The sequence below is a fragment of the Bradyrhizobium sp. SZCCHNGR1005 genome, assembly GCF_032489995.1.
Lineage (GTDB): Bacteria > Pseudomonadota > Alphaproteobacteria > Rhizobiales > Xanthobacteraceae > Bradyrhizobium.
Window position 1 is genome coordinate 319,907 of the sequence record NZ_JAUEZC010000003.1, and the last position, 16,808, is coordinate 336,714.

The window sequence follows — 16,808 nt, forward strand, 5'->3', positions numbered from 1 at the left end:
GGACGACTCAGAACAGGCTGGGCCCGCGGCGGTCGAGCTGAGCTTCCCGGGTGAGCAGCGTAGCTGCCAGAATCATCGTGGCGATCCCGCCCAAGCTGATCGCGACCTGCATCAGGAAGCTGCTGGACACCTCTGCCAACAGAACCTGCCCGAGAAATGCCAACAGAACACCCAGGCAATAGATCGACAGCGAATTTTCACCGCAACGGATCATCGCCGTCGTCAACGGCGTGATCGCGCCGTGCCATTGTGGCGGCGCCAGCCGCGCGACGACAAGCGCCAGAGCCAAGAAGTGCAGCAGCCGTACCGGCGCCAAATGGCTCTTGTAGATCGGATAGATCAGCTTCGCGATCGACGACGGGACCAAGCCTTCCAGGCTCGAAAATTCCCAGCTCAACGCCACGGCGAGGCTGACCAGCAGATAAGCGAAAGCGAACAGAAGCAATAGCCGCGACCGTAGGATCGGCCGCACGCGTGGAGCTCCCTCGAAGGCGAACCAACCACCGATCACGAACAGGAATTGCCAAGCGAACGGGTTGAAATAGAGCTCGCCGCTCGGCCAGGCCGGAAAATGCCATTCGAACAGCTGCACCATCATGTAGACCGCAAAGGACAGGAGCAGCGTTGCCGTTGCGCTCTGGATCATCAACCACAGCAACAGTGGAAACGTCAGGTGCAGCAGCGCAAAGGTCAAGAGAATGTCGGTATTGACGGGGGCGTATTGCAGCATCGCGACATGAACGATGGCCGAACCGGGATCGCGAAAGAAAAAGCCGGTATTAGTATCGTCGAGGTAGCGCGTTCCCCCACCGACGACCCAGACCAGCGCGAAATAGGCAATCAGCAACACCAAGAACGCTGCATAAATTTCCCAAGCCCGGCGCAGCGAACGGATCGCTGTGGTGGCCCAACCTTGCTCGCGCAACGCTCCGCCATAGGCGAGCATGCAGGTATAACCGGAAACGAAAACGAAGATCTCGGATGTATCGCTGAAGCCATAATTGCGCAGGGTCAACCAAGCCAGCGAATTGTCCGGAACATGGTCGATGAAAATGAACCATAGCGCCAGTCCGCGGCAGGCATCGAGCCGCAAATCGCGGTGATGCTTGCCGGCATGAACCGCAGGCCCATCCGCAGTCCATGGACGAAGACCGGTCACGGTCACGCTCCCCTCTGCCCGAGATGCATCTTGCCGAGTCTCGGACGTCGACTGCAATCGATGCTTTCAAATACCAACGACCTCAGCGGCCTCTCTCAACAACACAAGAACAAATCGTGCACCCAGAGAAACGCACCCAAAGATTGTCTATTTACCGTATTTACCCGGATTGATTGCATGTGTACGAGAAGCTGATTTGGAGCCGAAGCGGTCGAGGGGGGTTTTTCCGTGATCCATCGCGGGGTCGAATATACGGTTCTTGCAACGGCGGAACCGGACATTTGGGAATGGCGGTACGAGCTCGGCGGCCAAATCAAAACCGGTCGAACGCAGACGAGGCTCGCAGAGCTTGCCGCACGCCGGGTGCGGTCCAAGATCGATGCGGCTCTCCGCGCCGAGCGGGGGGCACCTTCTTTGTCCACGCCATCGCCATATCGCTCCGATCTCTCCGACGGCCGTTCGCAGTCTCTGCCCTGAGTCCAAGACCCTGGGTCCAAGGCGGCAGCGCAACGCCGTCCGCCGCTGTCGAATAGGAACCGGCGCGAGGCCGGCAGTCGTTGAGACAGATCAAGGTCTTCCGTCCGTGATCTGCAATGATTCCGCTCGAAGATCATACAGTTGCACCGGTGCGTAAAGCCTTGCGCTACCGGCTGGCAAGTCGTCCCCGACGGGCGGAGGAGCCTTGATGCCACATGCGGCCGAACAGCTGAGCTCCGCGTCGAACGAGCCGTCCGTGATCAGACGGCTGTGGTCGCTGGTGCGATCGATCGCGGCGCGGATTGACCTGTCGCATTTTCCACGCTCCTGTTGCGGCTGATAACCACTCGTATCGTATCTCCAACAGCGCTCTCGTCCGCCCCCCTGTCTCCTTTGACGGCTTTGCTATTGCCGGCCTGACCGGACGTACCACGGTTGTCAGGGCGGCCTCCGCCAAGCTCGACGGGCGGCCTTGAGCACCCGCAACCGATAGGACTATGCTGATGCCCGCCCTTCCAACAAAGATCCTGATCATCACCCTTGCTGCCGCCGCATTTGGACTGCGCCCAGGCTATGCCGCCGATGCGGACCATGGAGCAGATTTGGCCAAGCGGTGGTGCGCCTCCTGTCACCTGGTGGATACAGCGCAAAAGCAGGCGAGCGCCGACGTGCCGACATTTGCAGAGATCGCACAACGGTCGGACTTCACCGCGGAGAAGGTTGCGTTCTTTCTGCTCGACCCGCATCCGAAGATGCCGAATTTCCCGTTAAACCGAATCGAAGCCGGCGACATTGCCGCCTATATCGCCTCTCTTCGCAAATAGGACGGCGCAGGGAGCTCCGCGCCCGGCGAAGTGCGTCCGTGACACTTCGCCGCACGCGATGCCGCGGTGATGACATCCCGGCTTAGGGCTGCTTGTCGCCCGGCTTGGTCGCGGCAGACATCATGCTCGACGTGATCGTCCGCATGTGTTCGCCGGCATTGCTGAACTGGGTGCGCAGAAACTCCGATTGGATCCGCATCGCCTCCTCCAGTTCGGTCGCATGGACCAATTTGCGCGCGTGCTCGAAGGCGCTTTTCATGTTCTGCTCGGTGAGCGAGAGCGCTTGCTTCGATATGTCCGCCGCCGGTCCTGGTACCGCTGAGATCGACTTGCCGGCTGCGTCAAAGAACATCTGGAATGCCTTCTCGGCCTGCTCGATCGTCTTCTCGGCAAGGTCACGCAGTTCAGTCGGAACTTCCAGTTTCGGTTGGCTCATGGTCGCTGTCCTCCGCTGAGAAGATCCAATTATCATATCTGCGCGGATATCGTGTCACCAATCCGGAGTTCGGATTCATAGCGAATATCAGGGCCGTCACACTAGCCGGAAAACCGTCTGCGGTATTCCGACGGCGAGACGCCGAGGTGGCGGAGGAAAGCCCGGCGCATGCGTTCGTCATCGCCAAACCCCGCGCGCTTGGCCACCTCGAGCACGTTGCCGATCTGACGGCTTTCCAGCAGAAGTCGCGCAGTTTCGACCCGCAATGCTTCCACGCTGCTGGCCGGGGTCATCCCCGTGCGATTGAGATAAGTGCGGGCGAAGGTTCGGGGCGTCATCCCGGCCTTTGCCGCCAGCGTTTCCACGCGCAGGTCGCTCGCGATATTCTCGATCATCCAGGCGTGGAGCGCGCTGAAGCGGCCCTCTACGTCGGATGCCTGCGCCGCCAGGACGGTCGAGAACTGGCTCTGTCCGCCGGGACGCTTGAGGAATACGACCAGCCGCCGCGCAATATCAAGCGCGATCGTGTGACCGAAATCCTCCTCGATCATCGCCAATGCAAGGTCGATCCCGGCGCTGACGCCAGCTGACGACCACACTCGCCCGTCCTGAACGAAGATCGCGTCCGGTTCGACCGTGATGTTCGGAAAGCTGTCCTGGAGGCGCGGACAATAACGCCAATGCGTCGCGGCACGCTTTCCATCCAAAGCGCCAGCCCAGGCCAGCGCGAAGGCGCCAAGGCAGACCGAGGCGATCCGGCGCGCCCCCGGCAGGGTGCGCGATATCCACTTCATGAGGACATCGTCCTGCCGCAGCTTCCAGATCCCCGGGCCTCCGGGGATCAGCAGGGTGTCGACTTGGTACGGCTTCACGCTCGCGATCGGCACCGTGTCGATCATCATACCGACGTCCGTCGGCACCAGGCCGCCCGATCTCGACACATAATTCAGCGCGTAGTTCGGGCCCGGCAACTCGATCTCGCTGAGCTCGGCAAAGACCTGGGCCGGGCCTGAGATGTCGAGCAGCGTCACCCCGGGAAACGCGACGATCGCCACCTGACGCATCGGCGGCTTCTGAGGCGGGGAGCGCGATGACTTGGCAGGATTCGAGGGCATATTGTCCTTTAAGCCATCGGATGGCGGCCTGTATAGCTCGACGTGAGAGAGCTGGAGTTGCTGCCATGTCGCGCAAACTGGACGGTCGATACCAGACGATCGCCTCGCCCTGGGACGATTACGCCGTTTACAGCTTTCCGAACGCTTCCGAAGTCGAGCCCGCCGATCGACAGCCGATGATGGATGCGATGAATGCAATCATCGCCGTTAACTGGAAAGCAACCGAGCCGCATTGGAGCGCAGCATCCTCGCCGTTCGACCGCGGCTATGGCCTCATTCTGGTCTACGACCATTCCGGGCTCGTCGCGTTTTCAGTCTATCGTACGATGCGCATCGCGAACCGCGTGGCCATTTACCGCAGCGGTACCGAAGTTCTTCCGCCGCACCAAGGGCGCGGCCTGTATGGATTCTTCACCTCGCAGGTCTTGAGGAACGCGGATTCCGCGGATGCGGACGCTCCCATTCTTTATGGATGGCGGACCCGCAACCCGATCGTCTGGGCGGCCAACGCCAAGATCTGTGAAAAGGTCGCCCCCTCCTTGCTCGGCGACGCGCCGGATCCACAATTGCAGGCGGCGTGCATCGAAATGTGCGCGACGCTCTATCCGGGCAAGCAGCTCGAGGTTCCCGGCATGATCATGCGCGGCGCCTACGGCCACATCGAACATCACCGCCAGGACTATCGCGGCGCAGCATCACTGATCGATGCCGCCATGACGCGCCTGATCCCGGACTCCGCCGACGCGCTGTTCTCGGTCGGCTACGCGAGGCTGTGATGGCAACGCCTGGGCAACAAGCGATCCTCGCATCTCCCATCCGGCTCATCGATCGTGCCTATCTTGCGTGGGCCACTGTTGCGGTCGCTTATGCGATCGCATTCCTGCAGCGCGTGTCCCCTCAGACGATCGGTCTGAACTTCATGCGCGACTTCGGCACCGATGCTTCGGGCGTGGCGCTACTCGCGTCCAGCTACTTCTGGGGCTACACCGTGATGCAGATCCCGGCGGGGCTCTTGGTGGACCGCTACGGCGTCAAGCGCGTCGTGCTTTGCAGCATGGCAGCCTCCGCACTCGGCAGCGCCGCCTTCGCCCTGTCGCCCACACTCCTCGACGTCTTCATTGCACGGCTGATCGTCGCCTGCGGTGACGCCCTGGTCTTCACGGCCTTGCTCAAGCTCGTGGCGCAGAGCTTCGCCGACGAGCGGTTCGGGTTCATGTCCGGCATTTCCCAGGTGTCCGGCTATGTCGGCGGCGTGGTCGCAACGACACCGTTGGCCGTTGCGGTCAGCGGCTTCGGATGGCGCGCCTGCTTCATCTTCATCGCCTGCATCGGCGCCGCCAATCTGGCCTGCGCGTCAGTCGCGGTAAAGCCTGCGCCGACGGCGCACACCGGCAAGACGCTGAAGAGTGTGTTGCTCGCGAGCTGGCAGGCGCTCGGCGCCAGCGCCAATTGGGGTTGCGCGATGACCTTCGCCTCCCATTTCGCCGTGGTGACGACACTATCCGGCGTCTGGGGCATCCCCATGGTCGCGCACTATTTCAATATTACGCCGTCGGCCGCGGGAACGCCGCTGCTTGCCTTCATGGTCGGCAATGCGCTCGGCTCGATCTTTCTCGGCCATACAGCGGACAAGACCGAGTCGCTGGACGGTGCGCTCATTTGGATCTGCCTGCTTCGGATGCTGTTCATCGCGATGCTGCTGCCGGCGCTCGCCCACACCTTCGGCCTGATCTACGTCGGGACGGTGTTTGCGGCACTGGGGCTGGTCGCCGGCGGCACCGTTCCGCTGGTGCTGAAATGTACGAAACGTCTCTACACCGCGGAGCTGATCGGGGTCGGGGCATCGGTGAATACGACGTCGGCGGGCATCTTCGCCGGCCTTGCCCAACCGGTGATCGCGCTGGCGATGATGACGGCGAGCGGGCTCGCCCCCGCGGCGATCCATTCAACGCGCATCGCGGCGAATGACGCCGGCTACGTCGCGCTGATCGTAATTCTGTTGCTCATGTCCCTGCCCGGCATCGCGGGGCCGCTGCTGATCCGGCGCAAGTTGATACTTCGTGCGTAGTCAAACAGAGGGGTCGGTATGTCGCGTTTGTATTTGCAAAAAGACGGGGTCCGCTCGAACTACCCGGTTAGCAGCTGGCAGAGCGTATTGTTTTCCGAATTTGAAGCTCAGATGAGCAGCGAAGCGCGTCCATTTCCCTGTGTATTCGGCGTCACCGGATATCGTCAGGATCAGCTCCGCTATCTCTTTCTCGATCCGTTCGACGTCAACGTTCTTGGTGAACAGCTCGCACTGTTCGTCTCCGAAAGTCGCTCACACGGCCCCAATACGTCGCTGCTGCTGTTCACCCGGCCGCGGCCCGTTCAGACCATGGATGCCTATTATCGGAAATTCTGGCTCACGCTGGATCAACTCGCTCGCATCGACAAGAGCCCGTGGCCCGCGGCCATTCCGGAAGCTGTCGATCATCCGATGTGGGAATTCTCGTTCGCAGGTGAGCCGATCTTCGTGGTCTGCAGCACGCCGGCCCATGTGATGCGCCAAAGCCGGCGCTCCAGCGCATTCATGATGACGTTCCAGCCGCGCTGGGTGTTCGACAAGATCCTGGGAACCGACAAGGCGGCAGCAGCGGCTTTCGGTGAGGTCCGCAAGCGGCTGGTTCCGTTCGATACGACGAGCCCCTCGCCGCTGCTCGGCCGCTACGGCCATCAGGAAGGGCGGGAATACAAGCAGTACTTCCTCTACGACGACAATCAGGCGCCGCCCGCCTGTCCGTTCCACAAACTTGCCCAGACCAAGACCTCGACCATCAAAGATACGGAGCAAGCCGCATGACCCAGATCATCGCTGGAACCAGGACTGATTTCTCGATCGATCCGGACATTCTCGCACTGCTTCCCGAGCAGGGCTGCATCGAGCTGCAGCACGATGCGGCCGGCAAGGTTCACGCCTTCCACACCCACCCGGTCGACGAAATTCTCGTCGTGATCAGGGGCCGATTGAACTTCAAATGGAATGGCGGAGAGCGGGTTTGCAATCCCGGCGACAAGATACTGCTACCGGCCGGGACACTGCATGAATCAGAGGCGCTGGAGGATGCGATCTACGCGATCGCGACGCGTCCGCCGGCAAGCCTGACCGTCGGACACTGATGCCGTCCGCGTCAGGAGAAGGGACGATCGGATTCGGGATCGGTCGAGAGCCGCTCGACCATTTCGATCACCTCGAAACGCTGGCTCGGCGCCAGCTTCAGGAACGCCTTCAAAAGCCGAAGGCTTTCCACTGCTTCGCTCGATGGGGCTCCGAGCTTGTTGTGCAGCTCCGCGATGATCGTGGGATTCTTCATCTCGCACCTTTGACGGGGAACGGTAATGGCAGTTCTTAGCAAACGTGAAGGCCTAGCACGCAAAGTCGATACTGCAGCCATTGAAGCTGAACGTCTCGGCTTGACAACGGCGACCTTGATCCTTCGGATGGCGCGTTTGGAAATCGACCGCGCGGAACCCGATGAGGTTGAAAGTATGCCAGCGAACAACTCCAGCAGCAAGCCGAACTGACCGGCAGGTCGGTTCGTGTTGGCAGCTTTTGAGCTATCTGGCAGCTTCTGGTCACCGAAGCCAGCAAAATTGGTCGATTACGGTGCTGATCGACCGGATTTTGGTACCGTTACGCTTGTCCGGCGTGTCCCAGGGCCTTAATCATTTCTGCGGAACGACATTGGGTTGCGGACGCGGCGGCGTCGCAGCTCCGCTGTCGGGATTTACGGCTGCAGGAAATGCCATGCGGACCTACTTTTTTGACATGAAGGACGGCATTCCGACCAGGGATAGGACCGGCCTTACGTTCGCTACCCACGCCGGAGCCATCGAGCACAGCCGGAATCTGGCGCGCAGGTTGCGCCATGATCCTCGAATTACCAACCGGACGCTCTCCGTCGTCGTGGTCGATGAGTCCGGTACCGAGATCCACCGCGAGCCAGTTTACCCGATGGCAGCCGACGCCACCGTCAGCTGACGGCCTTTGGTGATTGGGAGCTTCGCTCCGGGAAATTGGCGAATTCGGTGGCCTGTGCTGGCCCTACCACAGCCACGGCACCAGCCGGTACCTCACCCTGCTCTGATAGGCCCGATAGCCGGGCAGATTCAGCCCCAGAAATCGCTCCTCGTCCAATAGCCGCCAGATCAGAAACGGAACGATGGTGCCGATGGTGAGCAGCCCCCACCACGATCCCAGCGCGATGGGAATTCCGGCCAGCAGAATCAGCGCGGCGGCATACATCGGATGGCGCACGATGGCGTATGGTCCGGTGGAAATGACCCTTTGATCGTTAGCAACCTCGATCGTCGCGGCAGCAAAACTGCTTTCCCGAAAGACCAGAAAAATGCCGGCAAAGCCGAGCAGGACAAGCGCGTCGCCGCCGACAGCGACCGGCGGCGCCATGTGGGACAGATCAAAACGATGATCTAGCCCGGAGACCACGATGAGCCCGATAAACCCCACGGAGATGACCGCCATGATCAGCCGCTGGGCGGGCTCCTTCTCGGCAAAAGGTCCCCCCCTCATGCGACGCTCCAACAGCGCCCTGTCCCTTCTCAACAGGTCCAGCGTCATCGCGAGCGAGGCGGCAAAATAGACCAGAAGAAATAGCCACCCCTGCCAGTAATGCACCGTCCCTGCCGCCGCGAAGATCAAGCTCGCCATCACGACGATCAAAATCGCCAGGCTTGCAAATGCTTTTCGACCAAGGGCGGACATAGCGCAGCATACCATGATCGCTGGCCGGTTCGAGCCCGCTTCGCGCGAGCATCGCGACTATTGCTGCTTCTCCCAAAACGACAGCAGTCCCTGTGACGCAGAACCGCCGATGACGCAGGGAATCCCGACGGCGACTTGCCCGAGCGCAGCAGCCGATACGCAGCCGAGTGCAACCGCACCGACACCGAGTTGGCCCCAAAAATCAAGATTGCGGCGGGCATCGGATCCCTTGGTCTTGAGTTCCTCGACGGCGGCAATGGCATCCTTGCGGACAGCACCAAGCTGGACCGTGTCGGCCGCCTCTACCACCTCGGCCAAAGGCGCCTTGATCGGCTCCGACTGACGCGCAAGCTCGCCCCGCAAATAGTCACGCAGTTCGCCGTCGCGCACGGCATAGCTTGCCAGCGTATACCGCGCCATGCTGCCGATGCTCAACTTGTCCACGGTGTCGCGGCTCTTCGACCACGGTAACAGCTGCATGATGCGCTGGATCGGCACGTGCGACCCGGTCGCGAAATAATAGCCCCACAACGTGTCGAGCAGATCCTGATTGCCGGCAAAGCTCAGCCTGGTGTCGATCTTGCGTTCTTCCTTGGCAAAGGGATTTCGCGTGAACGCGCCACGCAACTTGTCAAGCACGCCCGGCTTCGGCTCCTCCAAGGGAATCTCGAGGAGCGTCGGCTGCGTTCCGTTCAGATAGCCCTCGATCATCACCCGCCGCGCCGGCAGGCGAGGCGCAACCTTGCGCATTAAATTGCGCCAGTCGGGCAGACCGGAATACGCGATCGCACGAACGATGACCCATTCATCCTCCGGCGGCACCGGAAAGAACCCGTTGACGAGCTGCTCGGCCTTCGCAGGATTTGAGCCGATCGCACCGGCGATGAATCCGAGATAGATCCCGGCATTCTCTGGTTCCTTGAACGTCTGGGAGTGAAACAGGACCCGCACGGCGGCCGGCACGTGAGCGTAATCCGGCTTGGTGCGATAGTTGTAGATCCACTGCTGAACGACGGCGAGCGACGCACGCGGATCGATTTCCGGCGTAACTGCAGCACCGGCCGGTTGGACAACAAGGCTCGCAAGGATCGCAAGAACAACGTAGCGCATGTGCTGCTCCGACGAAGGCGCCTCGGGCCTTGTCATGTCGGCGGCCCGGACGAGTAGGCGTTAGCGCAGCGACGCATTGCTCCCGCACTGCGACGATTCTGCGACGGCACGCCTCTCCATCGCGTCGAATTCGTGATGCCGTTCACAATTGCGCAACTTGCCCGTGTTCGACATCCTTTCGCCCCGCGCGGCTCCTTGCATCTACAAGTCGTTCAAGCAGGCACGGGCTGCACGTATGAACCTTCGGAGCTTGCCAAGCTGCGGTTCCAAGCCACGATCGTTGGCTGCGCTGCTTCTGGTCGCGACCATGAGCACATTCGCCGCATCCGGGACAGGAATTGCCGCACAGAGCACGATCGCCGTCGAGGGCAATCGCCGCATCGAGGCGGATACGGTACGCACCTATTTTCATCCCGATAGCAGCGGACACTATGACGCCGCCGCGCTCGACGCCGGCCTGAAGGCTCTGATCGCGACCGGCCTGTTCGACAATGTCACCCTCGAGCACGCAGGCGAACGGATCGTCGTCCATCTCACAGAGGCCAAGGTGCTCGACCGCGTGGCCTTCGAAGGCAATAAGAAGATCAAGGACGCCGATCTCGCTGCCGCCGTTCAGTCCAAACCGCGCGGCGGCCTGCAACGTGCCACCGTGCAAGGCGACGTCAACCGCATCATCGAGACCTATCGCCGCGTCGGGCGTGACGACGTGCGCGTCGTTCCCGAAATCATCGATCGCGGTAACGATCGGGTCGATCTCGTCTACAGCATCACCGAAGGCAAGAAGACGCCGGTGCGGAAGGTCGACTTCGTCGGCAACACGGCATTCGGCGCACGACAGCTCCGAGCCGTGATCAAGACCTCTGCCAGCAACATCCTGAGTTTCCTCACCGGCGGCGACGTATATGACGCGGATCGGCTCAACGAAGACCGCGAATTGCTCCGGCAATATTACCGCAAGCACGGCTATGCCGATGCGGCGGTGACCAAGGCAGACGCCGAGTTCGACCCCGCGAGCAACGGTTTCAACATCACTTTCGTCATTGACGAAGGCACGATCTATCAATTCGGCGACGTCGACCTGAGTTGCAACGTTCACGGGCTCGACTGCAATCGGCTCCGCGACCGACTGCTCGTCCGCCGCGACACGCTGTTCGACGCCAGCAAGCTCGACAAGACCACGGAGGCGCTTACCACCGAAATGGCCAAGCTCGGCTTTCCGTTCGCACAAGCGGAGCCGCGGATCGCACGCGACGTGCCTGCGCAGCGCGCCAATGTCACTTTCGTGATCGACCAGGGACGGCGCGCCTATGTCGAGCGCATCGAGATTCACGGCAACAGCCGCACCCGGGATTACGTGATCCGGCGCGAATTCGATTTCGGTGAAGGCGACGCTTACAACAAGACTCTGATCGATCGCGCAGAACGGCGGCTGAAGAACCTGAACTACTTCAAGACCGTCAATATCTCGACGAGGCCAGGCTCCGCGCCTGACCGGGTCGTGCTTGATGTCGAGACGACCGATCAGTCGACCGGCGACTTCAACATTTCCGGCGGCTATTCGACCACCGACGGGCTACTGGCGGAAGTGAAGGTCGGCGACCGTAACGTGCTGGGCAGCGGCAACGCCGTCCAGGCTTCGGTCACCTACGGCCAATATGCGCGTGGCGCAGACCTCTCGGTGTCGGCCCCCTACAGTCTCGGCCGCGCAACGACAGGCGCAGAGGCCTTCGACCGACAGACGACGGTCAGTCCTTACCAGTCCTACGGTAGCAATACTTACGGCGGCACCTTGACCCTCGGCACGCCCGTAACCGAGCAGACCAACGTGCTCTGGCGCTACTCCCTCTACGATCAGAATGTCACGCTCGCGCCAACCGCCTCGAATGCGACCGTATCCCTCCCGGTGCGGCAAGCCGCTGCGGCTGGGCGACAACTCGTCTCGTCGGTCGGCGACACGGTCGCGTTCAACACGCTGGACGACAATACGATGCCCACCAGCGGCATCCGGTCTCAGCTCAGCCAGGACCTGGCCGGTCTTGGCGGCGACGTGCGCTTCTTGCGGACGACCGAGGACGTCAGCTACTATCATGCGCTCTCCAATGACCTCACTGGCATGGTCCGGGCCCAAGGTGGCTACATCACGGGCTGGGGTGGCCAGCAGGCGCCGCTGCTGAACAGTTTTTTCGGCGGCCCGAATTTGGTGCGGGGCTTTGCGCCGAACGGGTTCGGCCCGCGCGACCTGACGCCTGGCTCGACGATGGATAATGTCGGCGGCAGCCTATACTGGGCGACGACCGCCGAATTGCAGAGTGGCATCCCAGGTCTTCCCCAGGAATATGGCTTGAAGGCCTCGGCCTTTGTCGATGCCGGCAGCGTGTTCGGATATCGCGGCCCGACCCAATCTGTTCAGGTCGCGGACAAGAACGTCGTCCGATCGTCGGTCGGGGTCGGGCTGACCTGGGCCTCCCCCTTTGGGCCCCTCACAGTCGACTATGCGGTGCCCCTGAGTAAAGCGGCCTACGACGTCGTACAGCCGCTCCACTTCGGCGCGGGCGGATTTTAGTCGCCCAGCGCAGACTTCGCACTCCTGCGGGCATACGCTACCGGCCCGCGGGAAGCGCCAAACCTGTTCACCACGGGTAGTAGTAGGGATAAGCGCGCGGCCCGTAATAGTAAGGATACGGCGCGTAGTAAACCGGCGGTCCATAATAGTAGCCAGGTCCATAGTAGTAATAGCCGCCATACCGGTTGGCCGCGGCAATCGCACCGATGGTGCCGATCATTGCGCCCATGACCGCAAGGCCGGCCGCCGGATTGCTCCGATAGTAGTAACGGCGGTAGCGCCGGCGCGCGCTGAAATCCGTCGCGTCACTGCGTGCGCTCACTGCGATGCTTTGCTTGGCTGCTTGACCCGAGTTGCGCGCGAATGCCATCGGCGGCTCGAAAACGGTGAGCGCCATCGTTGCGACGATCGCAATCGTCAGAGGACGGCGTGTCGAAGAGAGTCGTTCTTTGCGGCTGAACATGGCAACTTCCCTTGTCAGACGGACGATAAATCGGCGGTAGCTCTTTGATACGCCAGCCCAAGGACGGCTGCTTGACGTGGGTCAATGCGGACCGCAGGGGGCGAGAGATACTTAATTTGTTCGGCAAGATCGTCGAGTGATGGCTCGCGGCCGTTGTCTATGCCGGTGAATGACGTCGGCCGATGGCGATCTCGCTCCGACGTCCGATCTGTGCGGCCTTCGGCGACGACGAAGGCGGCGCGGCACATAGCTGTTTGCACCGCACCGCACCACCAGGGGCGCCGATCTAAGGTCCCCACGCGCCCCGGGGCAAAATCGAAACCTGCTCGAGCAGCCGAGCGACAACATATGCTAGCGGCTGGTCGGCCCACGGACTGCGCAGGCGGACAGAGGCTTCTTGGGGACACGTTCGGTCGCAAAACCATAGACCAGCGCCAGGCGGTCCAGGCATTCGCGCAATCGCCGCGCGAAATAGTCGTTCCAGCGTTGGCTACACAGATCGCGCTTCTGTCCGACCTGCTCCATGCTCAGGCCCTGCACCAGCACATCGTGGACGATGGCCGCTCCGTCGGCACCGAGCTCCCGCTCGGCGCGGTTCAGCCGCAACACCGCCTGACGCTGGCCTTCGGTGATGGGCTCGCGGCCCTGCGCACCATCGATATGCTCTCGGGACGGATCGATAGCCCGCGGCCCGCGCTCCGCACGCTCCCAGTCATTCTGGAATGCGCGGCCCCCACGGTACTGCGCATCATCGATCTGTCGATGCGAATGCAGCCGCCCGAGAGGATCGTTACGTATCGAGCGGAGCGCCACGATCTTCTCGCCCGCCTCCAGCGCCAAGGGGTCATCGATCTCGACCGTCGCCACCTCGGCGTTGAATGGCAGGTCGCTCGCGCGACGATCATGGACCTTCGAAATACGATGGGATTTATTACGTCTGGCGCGTGCCATCACGAATCTCCGATGAACAGATGAGATTGGACTGATGCGGAAAAGGGGGCGACGTATTACGCAGCCGCAACCAGCCGCAGAACCACCGGCGTCGGCGGCCGCTCAACCTGGCCCTCCGGGTTGCGCGTGAGATGGAAGTGCGGCGTGCAGTAGCAGGACCCCGGCTGCCGCGGATGGCCGCAGAACGTGATCGGCTCGCCATCCCTGTCTCCGCCGTACGGATAACGGCAATCTCCCGGCTGGAGATCATCGAAAGAAATCAGCCGCGGGCTGATCCCCACGCAGCGCAGTTGCGCCGGCTTCCTGCCCTCGCTTGCAGGCCGCGGCCGAACCGAGCCGACCGGCCGGCACTCCGGACGTGGCCGCGCGCAGCGGGGCTTGAGTTGGGGTCCCCTCTCCTTGCCGATCTCGGGCCGCGCCAGCGCCATCCGCTTGGCGCGACCCAATATGGCGCTGCGCGTATAAGTCGTTCCAAATCTTGCGTTAATCTCTTTCGTGATCTCGCCATACGACATGCCCTTGGCATGCAGATCCCGCAGCGCTTCGGAGTGTCGCAGCGGCCAGTCGCTCGATTGCATCCCTCGCCTCTTCTTCTTCGCTCCGACGTTGCATTCAGCAGCATCGCCAAGCACCGCTTGAATTTCCGATATTCCGAAGAAAAAGTCAAGCTTGAATTCTGATAATCGGAAATGTATCCTTCCCGCGGGATTCGCAAGCGAGGACAAGACAATGCTGGACGTCACCATGATCGAGCGTGGGCTGGAAAAGCCGGGGAAGACCAAAGGCGGGCTTGCCCGCGCCATGGGCGTGCGCCCCGGCGCCGTCTCCGAAATCCTTTCGGGACAACGGCTGATCAAGGCGGCCGAGATCGGCCTGATCATCGATTATCTCGAACTGAATGCCGTGCCGATCATGGGACGGGTCGGCGCCGGGGCGGTGATCGAGCCGGAATATGAGCAAGTTCCGGCCGAGGGCCTGGGCGAGGTCGCTGTGCCCTTTCCAATCTCGGAAGAGACGATCGCCTTCGAAGTGACGGGCGATTCGATGCTGCCGAAATATGAGAACGGGGACGTCATCGTCGTCTATCGCGAACAGCGGCACCCGCTGTCGAGTTTCTACGGCGAAGAGGCCGTCGTGCGGCTGAAGACCGGCGAACGCTATCTGAAGACCATCGAGCGGGGGAAGTCGCCCTCCGTGGTGAACCTCATCAGTTTCAACGCCAAGCCGATCATCGGCGTAAAGCTCGAATGGATCGGCGAAATCTGCGTCACGCTGCCGCGCGGCCAGATCGCGCGGATGCGGTCGAAGACCGCGTCCCGAACCCGGCAGGCCAAGTCGGCCGGCAAGGCCTCAAGCAGATAAAGCGCCCTGAAGCAGATGGGGAATAGCTTGCATGCTCGCTTGGGCACAGGTCTCAGCCTGTGCCCCTACTTCCGGACGTCCGAATTTCGCGCTTGACAAAATTCTGATTTTCGGAAATTATGGCAGTTACAGCCGGAAGGTCCGAAGGTGAATTGCTCTGCATGCAATATTTTGTCGTGATGATCGACTACGGGCGGCGCGGACGCGAAGCCGTGGTCGATCCCGAGATGACGCGGCGTGACGTGGTCGCGCGCATCGCGTCCGGGGAATATTCCAATATCAGCTTCATTCACGAGGTCGTCGACCGATCGGTCGAAGATGTGACGACCGACATCCTCTCGGAAGCGGCTCTCCCGGAGATCGAGCAGGACGAGGCCGATCTGCAGGCTGCAAAGTTCGATTATCTGCGCGATCTTCGCAAGCACGAGCGGGCGTGACCCCTGGCGCTCGCCCGGAAGGCTCAGTACCGGCGGCGCCACCGGATGCGCCGCCGCTTACCTGCATTGCAATCAAACCAGAAGCACGGTTGATCCCGTCGTCTTGCGGGCAGCGAGATCAGCGTGGGCCCTGGCCGCATCCTTGAGCGGGTAGGTTTGATGAACTTCGATTTTCACCGCACCGGACTGGACGACGTCGAACAGTTCCTTGGCCATTGCGACCAGATTGTCGCGCTTTGCTGCGTAGGTGAACAAGGTCGGCCTGGTCACGAACAATGAGCCCTTCTGCGCCAGCAAGCCAAGGTTGAGCGGCTCGACCGCGCCGGAGGATTGGCCGAACAGGACCGCAACGCCGAGCGGAGCCAGGCAGTCCAGCGATTTCAGGAAGGTGTCCTTGCCGACGGAATCATAGACGACCGGCACTTTCTTGCCGCCGGTGATCTCATCCACCCGCTTCACGAAGTCCTCGCGGGTGTAGACGATCGTATGCCCACAGCCATGCGCCTGGGCCAGTCTGGCCTTATCATCGCTCGAGACAGTACCGATAACGGTTGCGCCGAGATGTTTGGCCCACTGGCTGAGGATCAAGCCTACCCCACCCGCCGCGGCGTGCAGCAGGATGGTGTCCCCCGCCTTCACGCGATAGGTCTGCCGGATCAAATACTGCACGGTGAGACCCTTGAGCATCATGGCCGCCGCCGTCTTGTCGTCGATCGCATCGGGCAGCTTGAGCAGGCTGGCGGCTGGGATCAGCCGTGCTTCGGCATAGGCCCCGAGCGGAGATGAACCGTAAGCGACACGATCGCCGGCCTTAACGTCAGTGACGCCTTCTCCCACCGCCTCGACCACGCCTGCGGCCTCGCTGCCGAGGCCGCTCGGCAACTGAGCGGGATAAAGGCCGGAGCGGTTGTAGATGTCGACGAAATTGAGCCCGACCGCCGTGTGGCGGATGCGTGCCTCACCCGGACCGGGCTTGCCGACCTCGACCTCCTCCCATTGAAGCACCTCGGGTCCGCCTGCTTGATGAAATCGGATGGCATGCGTCATGCGTTACTCCCTTCGAGTTAATCCTGTATCAGCCGACGTTCGCAGTTGCGGTACGACGCTGCCAGTCGTGCGGATCGGTCCCGATCCGCACGTTTGAGCTTG

General features: G+C 61.7%; 21 protein-coding genes. 11 read left to right on the forward strand and 10 right to left on the reverse strand.

The features are described 5' to 3' along the window. Positions 1-7: 7 nt before the first annotated feature. A complete protein-coding gene (locus QXZ85_RS13730) occupies positions 8-1,159 on the reverse strand; it encodes an OpgC domain-containing protein (protein ID WP_315704579.1) in 1,152 nt (383 codons plus the stop codon). 228 nt (positions 1,160-1,387) lie between these two features. Here QXZ85_RS13730 and QXZ85_RS13735 point away from each other — a divergent pair, with 228 nt between their 5' ends. Then, complete coding sequence (locus tag QXZ85_RS13735) at positions 1,388-1,636, forward strand: hypothetical protein (protein ID WP_315704580.1); 249 nt, start codon at positions 1,388-1,390, stop codon at positions 1,634-1,636. A gap of 503 nt (positions 1,637-2,139) precedes the next feature. Further along, positions 2,140-2,460, forward strand: coding sequence for a cytochrome c (locus QXZ85_RS13740; RefSeq protein WP_315704958.1), 321 nt, complete (start codon positions 2,140-2,142; stop codon positions 2,458-2,460). An 82-nt stretch (positions 2,461-2,542) separates the two neighbouring features. Here the strand turns inward: QXZ85_RS13740 and QXZ85_RS13745 are convergent, their stop codons facing one another. Continuing rightward, positions 2,543-2,896 carry a phasin gene (locus tag QXZ85_RS13745; RefSeq protein ID WP_315729631.1) on the reverse strand — a complete coding sequence of 118 codons (354 nt, stop codon included), beginning with the start codon at positions 2,894-2,896 and terminating at the stop codon, positions 2,543-2,545. A 101-nt stretch (positions 2,897-2,997) separates the two neighbouring features. Then, the gene (locus QXZ85_RS13750; RefSeq protein WP_315704582.1) at positions 2,998-4,011 is read right to left on the reverse strand and encodes a GlxA family transcriptional regulator; all 1,014 of its coding nucleotides are present in this window, start codon (positions 4,009-4,011) and stop codon (positions 2,998-3,000) included. Positions 4,012-4,076: 65 nt separating this feature from the next. On the opposite strand from QXZ85_RS13750, the gene QXZ85_RS13755 reads away from it, so the two are divergent. The 4 genes from QXZ85_RS13755 (at position 4,077) to QXZ85_RS13770 (ending at position 7,170) form a co-directional block, all read left to right on the forward strand. Continuing rightward, the gene (locus QXZ85_RS13755) at positions 4,077-4,787 is read left to right on the forward strand and encodes a hypothetical protein (protein ID WP_315704583.1); all 711 of its coding nucleotides are present in this window, start codon (positions 4,077-4,079) and stop codon (positions 4,785-4,787) included. Further along, complete coding sequence (locus QXZ85_RS13760; protein WP_315704584.1) at positions 4,787-6,079, forward strand: MFS transporter; 1,293 nt, start codon at positions 4,787-4,789, stop codon at positions 6,077-6,079. The genes QXZ85_RS13755 and QXZ85_RS13760 overlap by 1 nt, the downstream gene beginning before the upstream one ends. A gap of 111 nt (positions 6,080-6,190) precedes the next feature. Then, positions 6,191-6,853 carry a YqcI/YcgG family protein gene (locus QXZ85_RS13765; RefSeq protein ID WP_315704585.1) on the forward strand — a complete coding sequence of 221 codons (663 nt, stop codon included), beginning with the start codon at positions 6,191-6,193 and terminating at the stop codon, positions 6,851-6,853. Next, on the forward strand, positions 6,850-7,170 hold the full coding sequence (locus QXZ85_RS13770; RefSeq protein WP_315704586.1) for a cupin domain-containing protein: 321 nt from the start codon (positions 6,850-6,852) through the stop codon (positions 7,168-7,170). The genes QXZ85_RS13765 and QXZ85_RS13770 overlap by 4 nt, the downstream gene beginning before the upstream one ends. Before the next feature lie 11 nt (positions 7,171-7,181). On the opposite strand, the gene QXZ85_RS13775 is transcribed toward QXZ85_RS13770, so the two are convergent. After that, a complete protein-coding gene (locus QXZ85_RS13775; RefSeq protein WP_315704587.1) occupies positions 7,182-7,364 on the reverse strand; it encodes a hypothetical protein in 183 nt (60 codons plus the stop codon). Between the two features lie 25 nt (positions 7,365-7,389). On the opposite strand from QXZ85_RS13775, the gene QXZ85_RS13780 reads away from it, so the two are divergent. Continuing rightward, positions 7,390-7,575, forward strand: coding sequence for a hypothetical protein (locus QXZ85_RS13780; RefSeq protein ID WP_315704588.1), 186 nt, complete (start codon positions 7,390-7,392; stop codon positions 7,573-7,575). 223 nt (positions 7,576-7,798) lie between these two features. Continuing rightward, on the forward strand, positions 7,799-8,032 hold the full coding sequence (locus QXZ85_RS33755; RefSeq protein ID WP_409977583.1) for a DUF6894 family protein: 234 nt from the start codon (positions 7,799-7,801) through the stop codon (positions 8,030-8,032). Positions 8,033-8,095: 63 nt separating this feature from the next. On the opposite strand, the gene QXZ85_RS13790 is transcribed toward QXZ85_RS33755, so the two are convergent. Continuing rightward, the gene (locus QXZ85_RS13790; RefSeq protein ID WP_315729633.1) at positions 8,096-8,773 is read right to left on the reverse strand and encodes an isoprenylcysteine carboxylmethyltransferase family protein; all 678 of its coding nucleotides are present in this window, start codon (positions 8,771-8,773) and stop codon (positions 8,096-8,098) included. Positions 8,774-8,830: 57 nt separating this feature from the next. After that, the gene (locus QXZ85_RS13795; protein WP_315704593.1) at positions 8,831-9,883 is read right to left on the reverse strand and encodes a hypothetical protein; all 1,053 of its coding nucleotides are present in this window, start codon (positions 9,881-9,883) and stop codon (positions 8,831-8,833) included. A 235-nt stretch (positions 9,884-10,118) separates the two neighbouring features. On the opposite strand from QXZ85_RS13795, the gene bamA reads away from it, so the two are divergent. Continuing rightward, positions 10,119-12,446, forward strand: coding sequence for an outer membrane protein assembly factor BamA (gene bamA / locus QXZ85_RS13800; protein ID WP_409998223.1), 2,328 nt, complete (start codon positions 10,119-10,121; stop codon positions 12,444-12,446). 67 nt (positions 12,447-12,513) lie between these two features. On the opposite strand, the gene QXZ85_RS13805 is transcribed toward bamA, so the two are convergent. The 3 genes from QXZ85_RS13805 to QXZ85_RS13815 all read right to left on the reverse strand — a co-directional run bounded on the left by QXZ85_RS13805 (position 12,514) and on the right by QXZ85_RS13815 (position 14,438). Beyond that, positions 12,514-12,909, reverse strand: coding sequence for a hypothetical protein (locus QXZ85_RS13805; RefSeq protein WP_315704595.1), 396 nt, complete (start codon positions 12,907-12,909; stop codon positions 12,514-12,516). A 351-nt stretch (positions 12,910-13,260) separates the two neighbouring features. Then, on the reverse strand, positions 13,261-13,860 hold the full coding sequence (locus QXZ85_RS13810) for a DUF6456 domain-containing protein (RefSeq protein ID WP_315704596.1): 600 nt from the start codon (positions 13,858-13,860) through the stop codon (positions 13,261-13,263). 56 nt (positions 13,861-13,916) lie between these two features. Next, positions 13,917-14,438, reverse strand: a complete 522-nt coding sequence (locus QXZ85_RS13815; protein ID WP_315704597.1) for a GcrA family cell cycle regulator — start codon at positions 14,436-14,438, stop codon at positions 13,917-13,919. A gap of 151 nt (positions 14,439-14,589) precedes the next feature. Here QXZ85_RS13815 and QXZ85_RS13820 point away from each other — a divergent pair, with 151 nt between their 5' ends. Next, positions 14,590-15,222, forward strand: coding sequence for an XRE family transcriptional regulator (locus tag QXZ85_RS13820; protein ID WP_315704598.1), 633 nt, complete (start codon positions 14,590-14,592; stop codon positions 15,220-15,222). A gap of 161 nt (positions 15,223-15,383) precedes the next feature. Beyond that, positions 15,384-15,659, forward strand: a complete 276-nt coding sequence (locus tag QXZ85_RS13825; protein ID WP_315704599.1) for a hypothetical protein — start codon at positions 15,384-15,386, stop codon at positions 15,657-15,659. A 72-nt stretch (positions 15,660-15,731) separates the two neighbouring features. Here QXZ85_RS13825 and QXZ85_RS13830 read toward each other — a convergent pair whose 3' ends face one another. Then, a complete protein-coding gene (locus tag QXZ85_RS13830; protein ID WP_315768350.1) occupies positions 15,732-16,706 on the reverse strand; it encodes a quinone oxidoreductase in 975 nt (324 codons plus the stop codon). Positions 16,707-16,808 lie beyond the last annotated feature (102 nt).

What these genes read in the sequence shown, in the direction of transcription:
- QXZ85_RS13740 (WP_315704958.1), top strand. Translation starts at nt 2,140, where the DNA reads ATGCCCGCCCTTCCAACAAAGATCCTGATCATCACCCTTGCTGCCGCC.
- QXZ85_RS13745 (WP_315729631.1), bottom strand. Translation starts at nt 2,896, where the DNA reads ATGAGCCAACCGAAACTGGAAGTTCCGACTGAACTGCGTGACCTTGCC.
- QXZ85_RS13750 (WP_315704582.1), bottom strand. Translation starts at nt 4,011, where the DNA reads ATGCCCTCGAATCCTGCCAAGTCATCGCGCTCCCCGCCTCAGAAGCCG.
- QXZ85_RS13755 (WP_315704583.1), top strand. Translation starts at nt 4,077, where the DNA reads ATGTCGCGCAAACTGGACGGTCGATACCAGACGATCGCCTCGCCCTGG.
- QXZ85_RS13760 (WP_315704584.1), top strand. Translation starts at nt 4,787, where the DNA reads ATGGCAACGCCTGGGCAACAAGCGATCCTCGCATCTCCCATCCGGCTC.
- QXZ85_RS13765 (WP_315704585.1), top strand. Translation starts at nt 6,191, where the DNA reads ATGAGCAGCGAAGCGCGTCCATTTCCCTGTGTATTCGGCGTCACCGGA.
- QXZ85_RS13770 (WP_315704586.1), top strand. Translation starts at nt 6,850, where the DNA reads ATGACCCAGATCATCGCTGGAACCAGGACTGATTTCTCGATCGATCCG.
- QXZ85_RS13775 (WP_315704587.1), bottom strand. Translation starts at nt 7,364, where the DNA reads ATGAAGAATCCCACGATCATCGCGGAGCTGCACAACAAGCTCGGAGCC.
- QXZ85_RS13780 (WP_315704588.1), top strand. Translation starts at nt 7,390, where the DNA reads ATGGCAGTTCTTAGCAAACGTGAAGGCCTAGCACGCAAAGTCGATACT.
- QXZ85_RS33755 (WP_409977583.1), top strand. Translation starts at nt 7,799, where the DNA reads ATGCGGACCTACTTTTTTGACATGAAGGACGGCATTCCGACCAGGGAT.
- QXZ85_RS13790 (WP_315729633.1), bottom strand. Translation starts at nt 8,773, where the DNA reads ATGTCCGCCCTTGGTCGAAAAGCATTTGCAAGCCTGGCGATTTTGATC.
- QXZ85_RS13795 (WP_315704593.1), bottom strand. Translation starts at nt 9,883, where the DNA reads ATGCGCTACGTTGTTCTTGCGATCCTTGCGAGCCTTGTTGTCCAACCG.
- bamA (WP_409998223.1), top strand. Translation starts at nt 10,119, where the DNA reads ATGAACCTTCGGAGCTTGCCAAGCTGCGGTTCCAAGCCACGATCGTTG.
- QXZ85_RS13805 (WP_315704595.1), bottom strand. Translation starts at nt 12,909, where the DNA reads ATGTTCAGCCGCAAAGAACGACTCTCTTCGACACGCCGTCCTCTGACG.
- QXZ85_RS13810 (WP_315704596.1), bottom strand. Translation starts at nt 13,860, where the DNA reads ATGGCACGCGCCAGACGTAATAAATCCCATCGTATTTCGAAGGTCCAT.
- QXZ85_RS13815 (WP_315704597.1), bottom strand. Translation starts at nt 14,438, where the DNA reads ATGCAATCGAGCGACTGGCCGCTGCGACACTCCGAAGCGCTGCGGGAT.
- QXZ85_RS13820 (WP_315704598.1), top strand. Translation starts at nt 14,590, where the DNA reads ATGCTGGACGTCACCATGATCGAGCGTGGGCTGGAAAAGCCGGGGAAG.
- QXZ85_RS13825 (WP_315704599.1), top strand. Translation starts at nt 15,384, where the DNA reads ATGCAATATTTTGTCGTGATGATCGACTACGGGCGGCGCGGACGCGAA.
- QXZ85_RS13830 (WP_315768350.1), bottom strand. Translation starts at nt 16,706, where the DNA reads ATGACGCATGCCATCCGATTTCATCAAGCAGGCGGACCCGAGGTGCTT.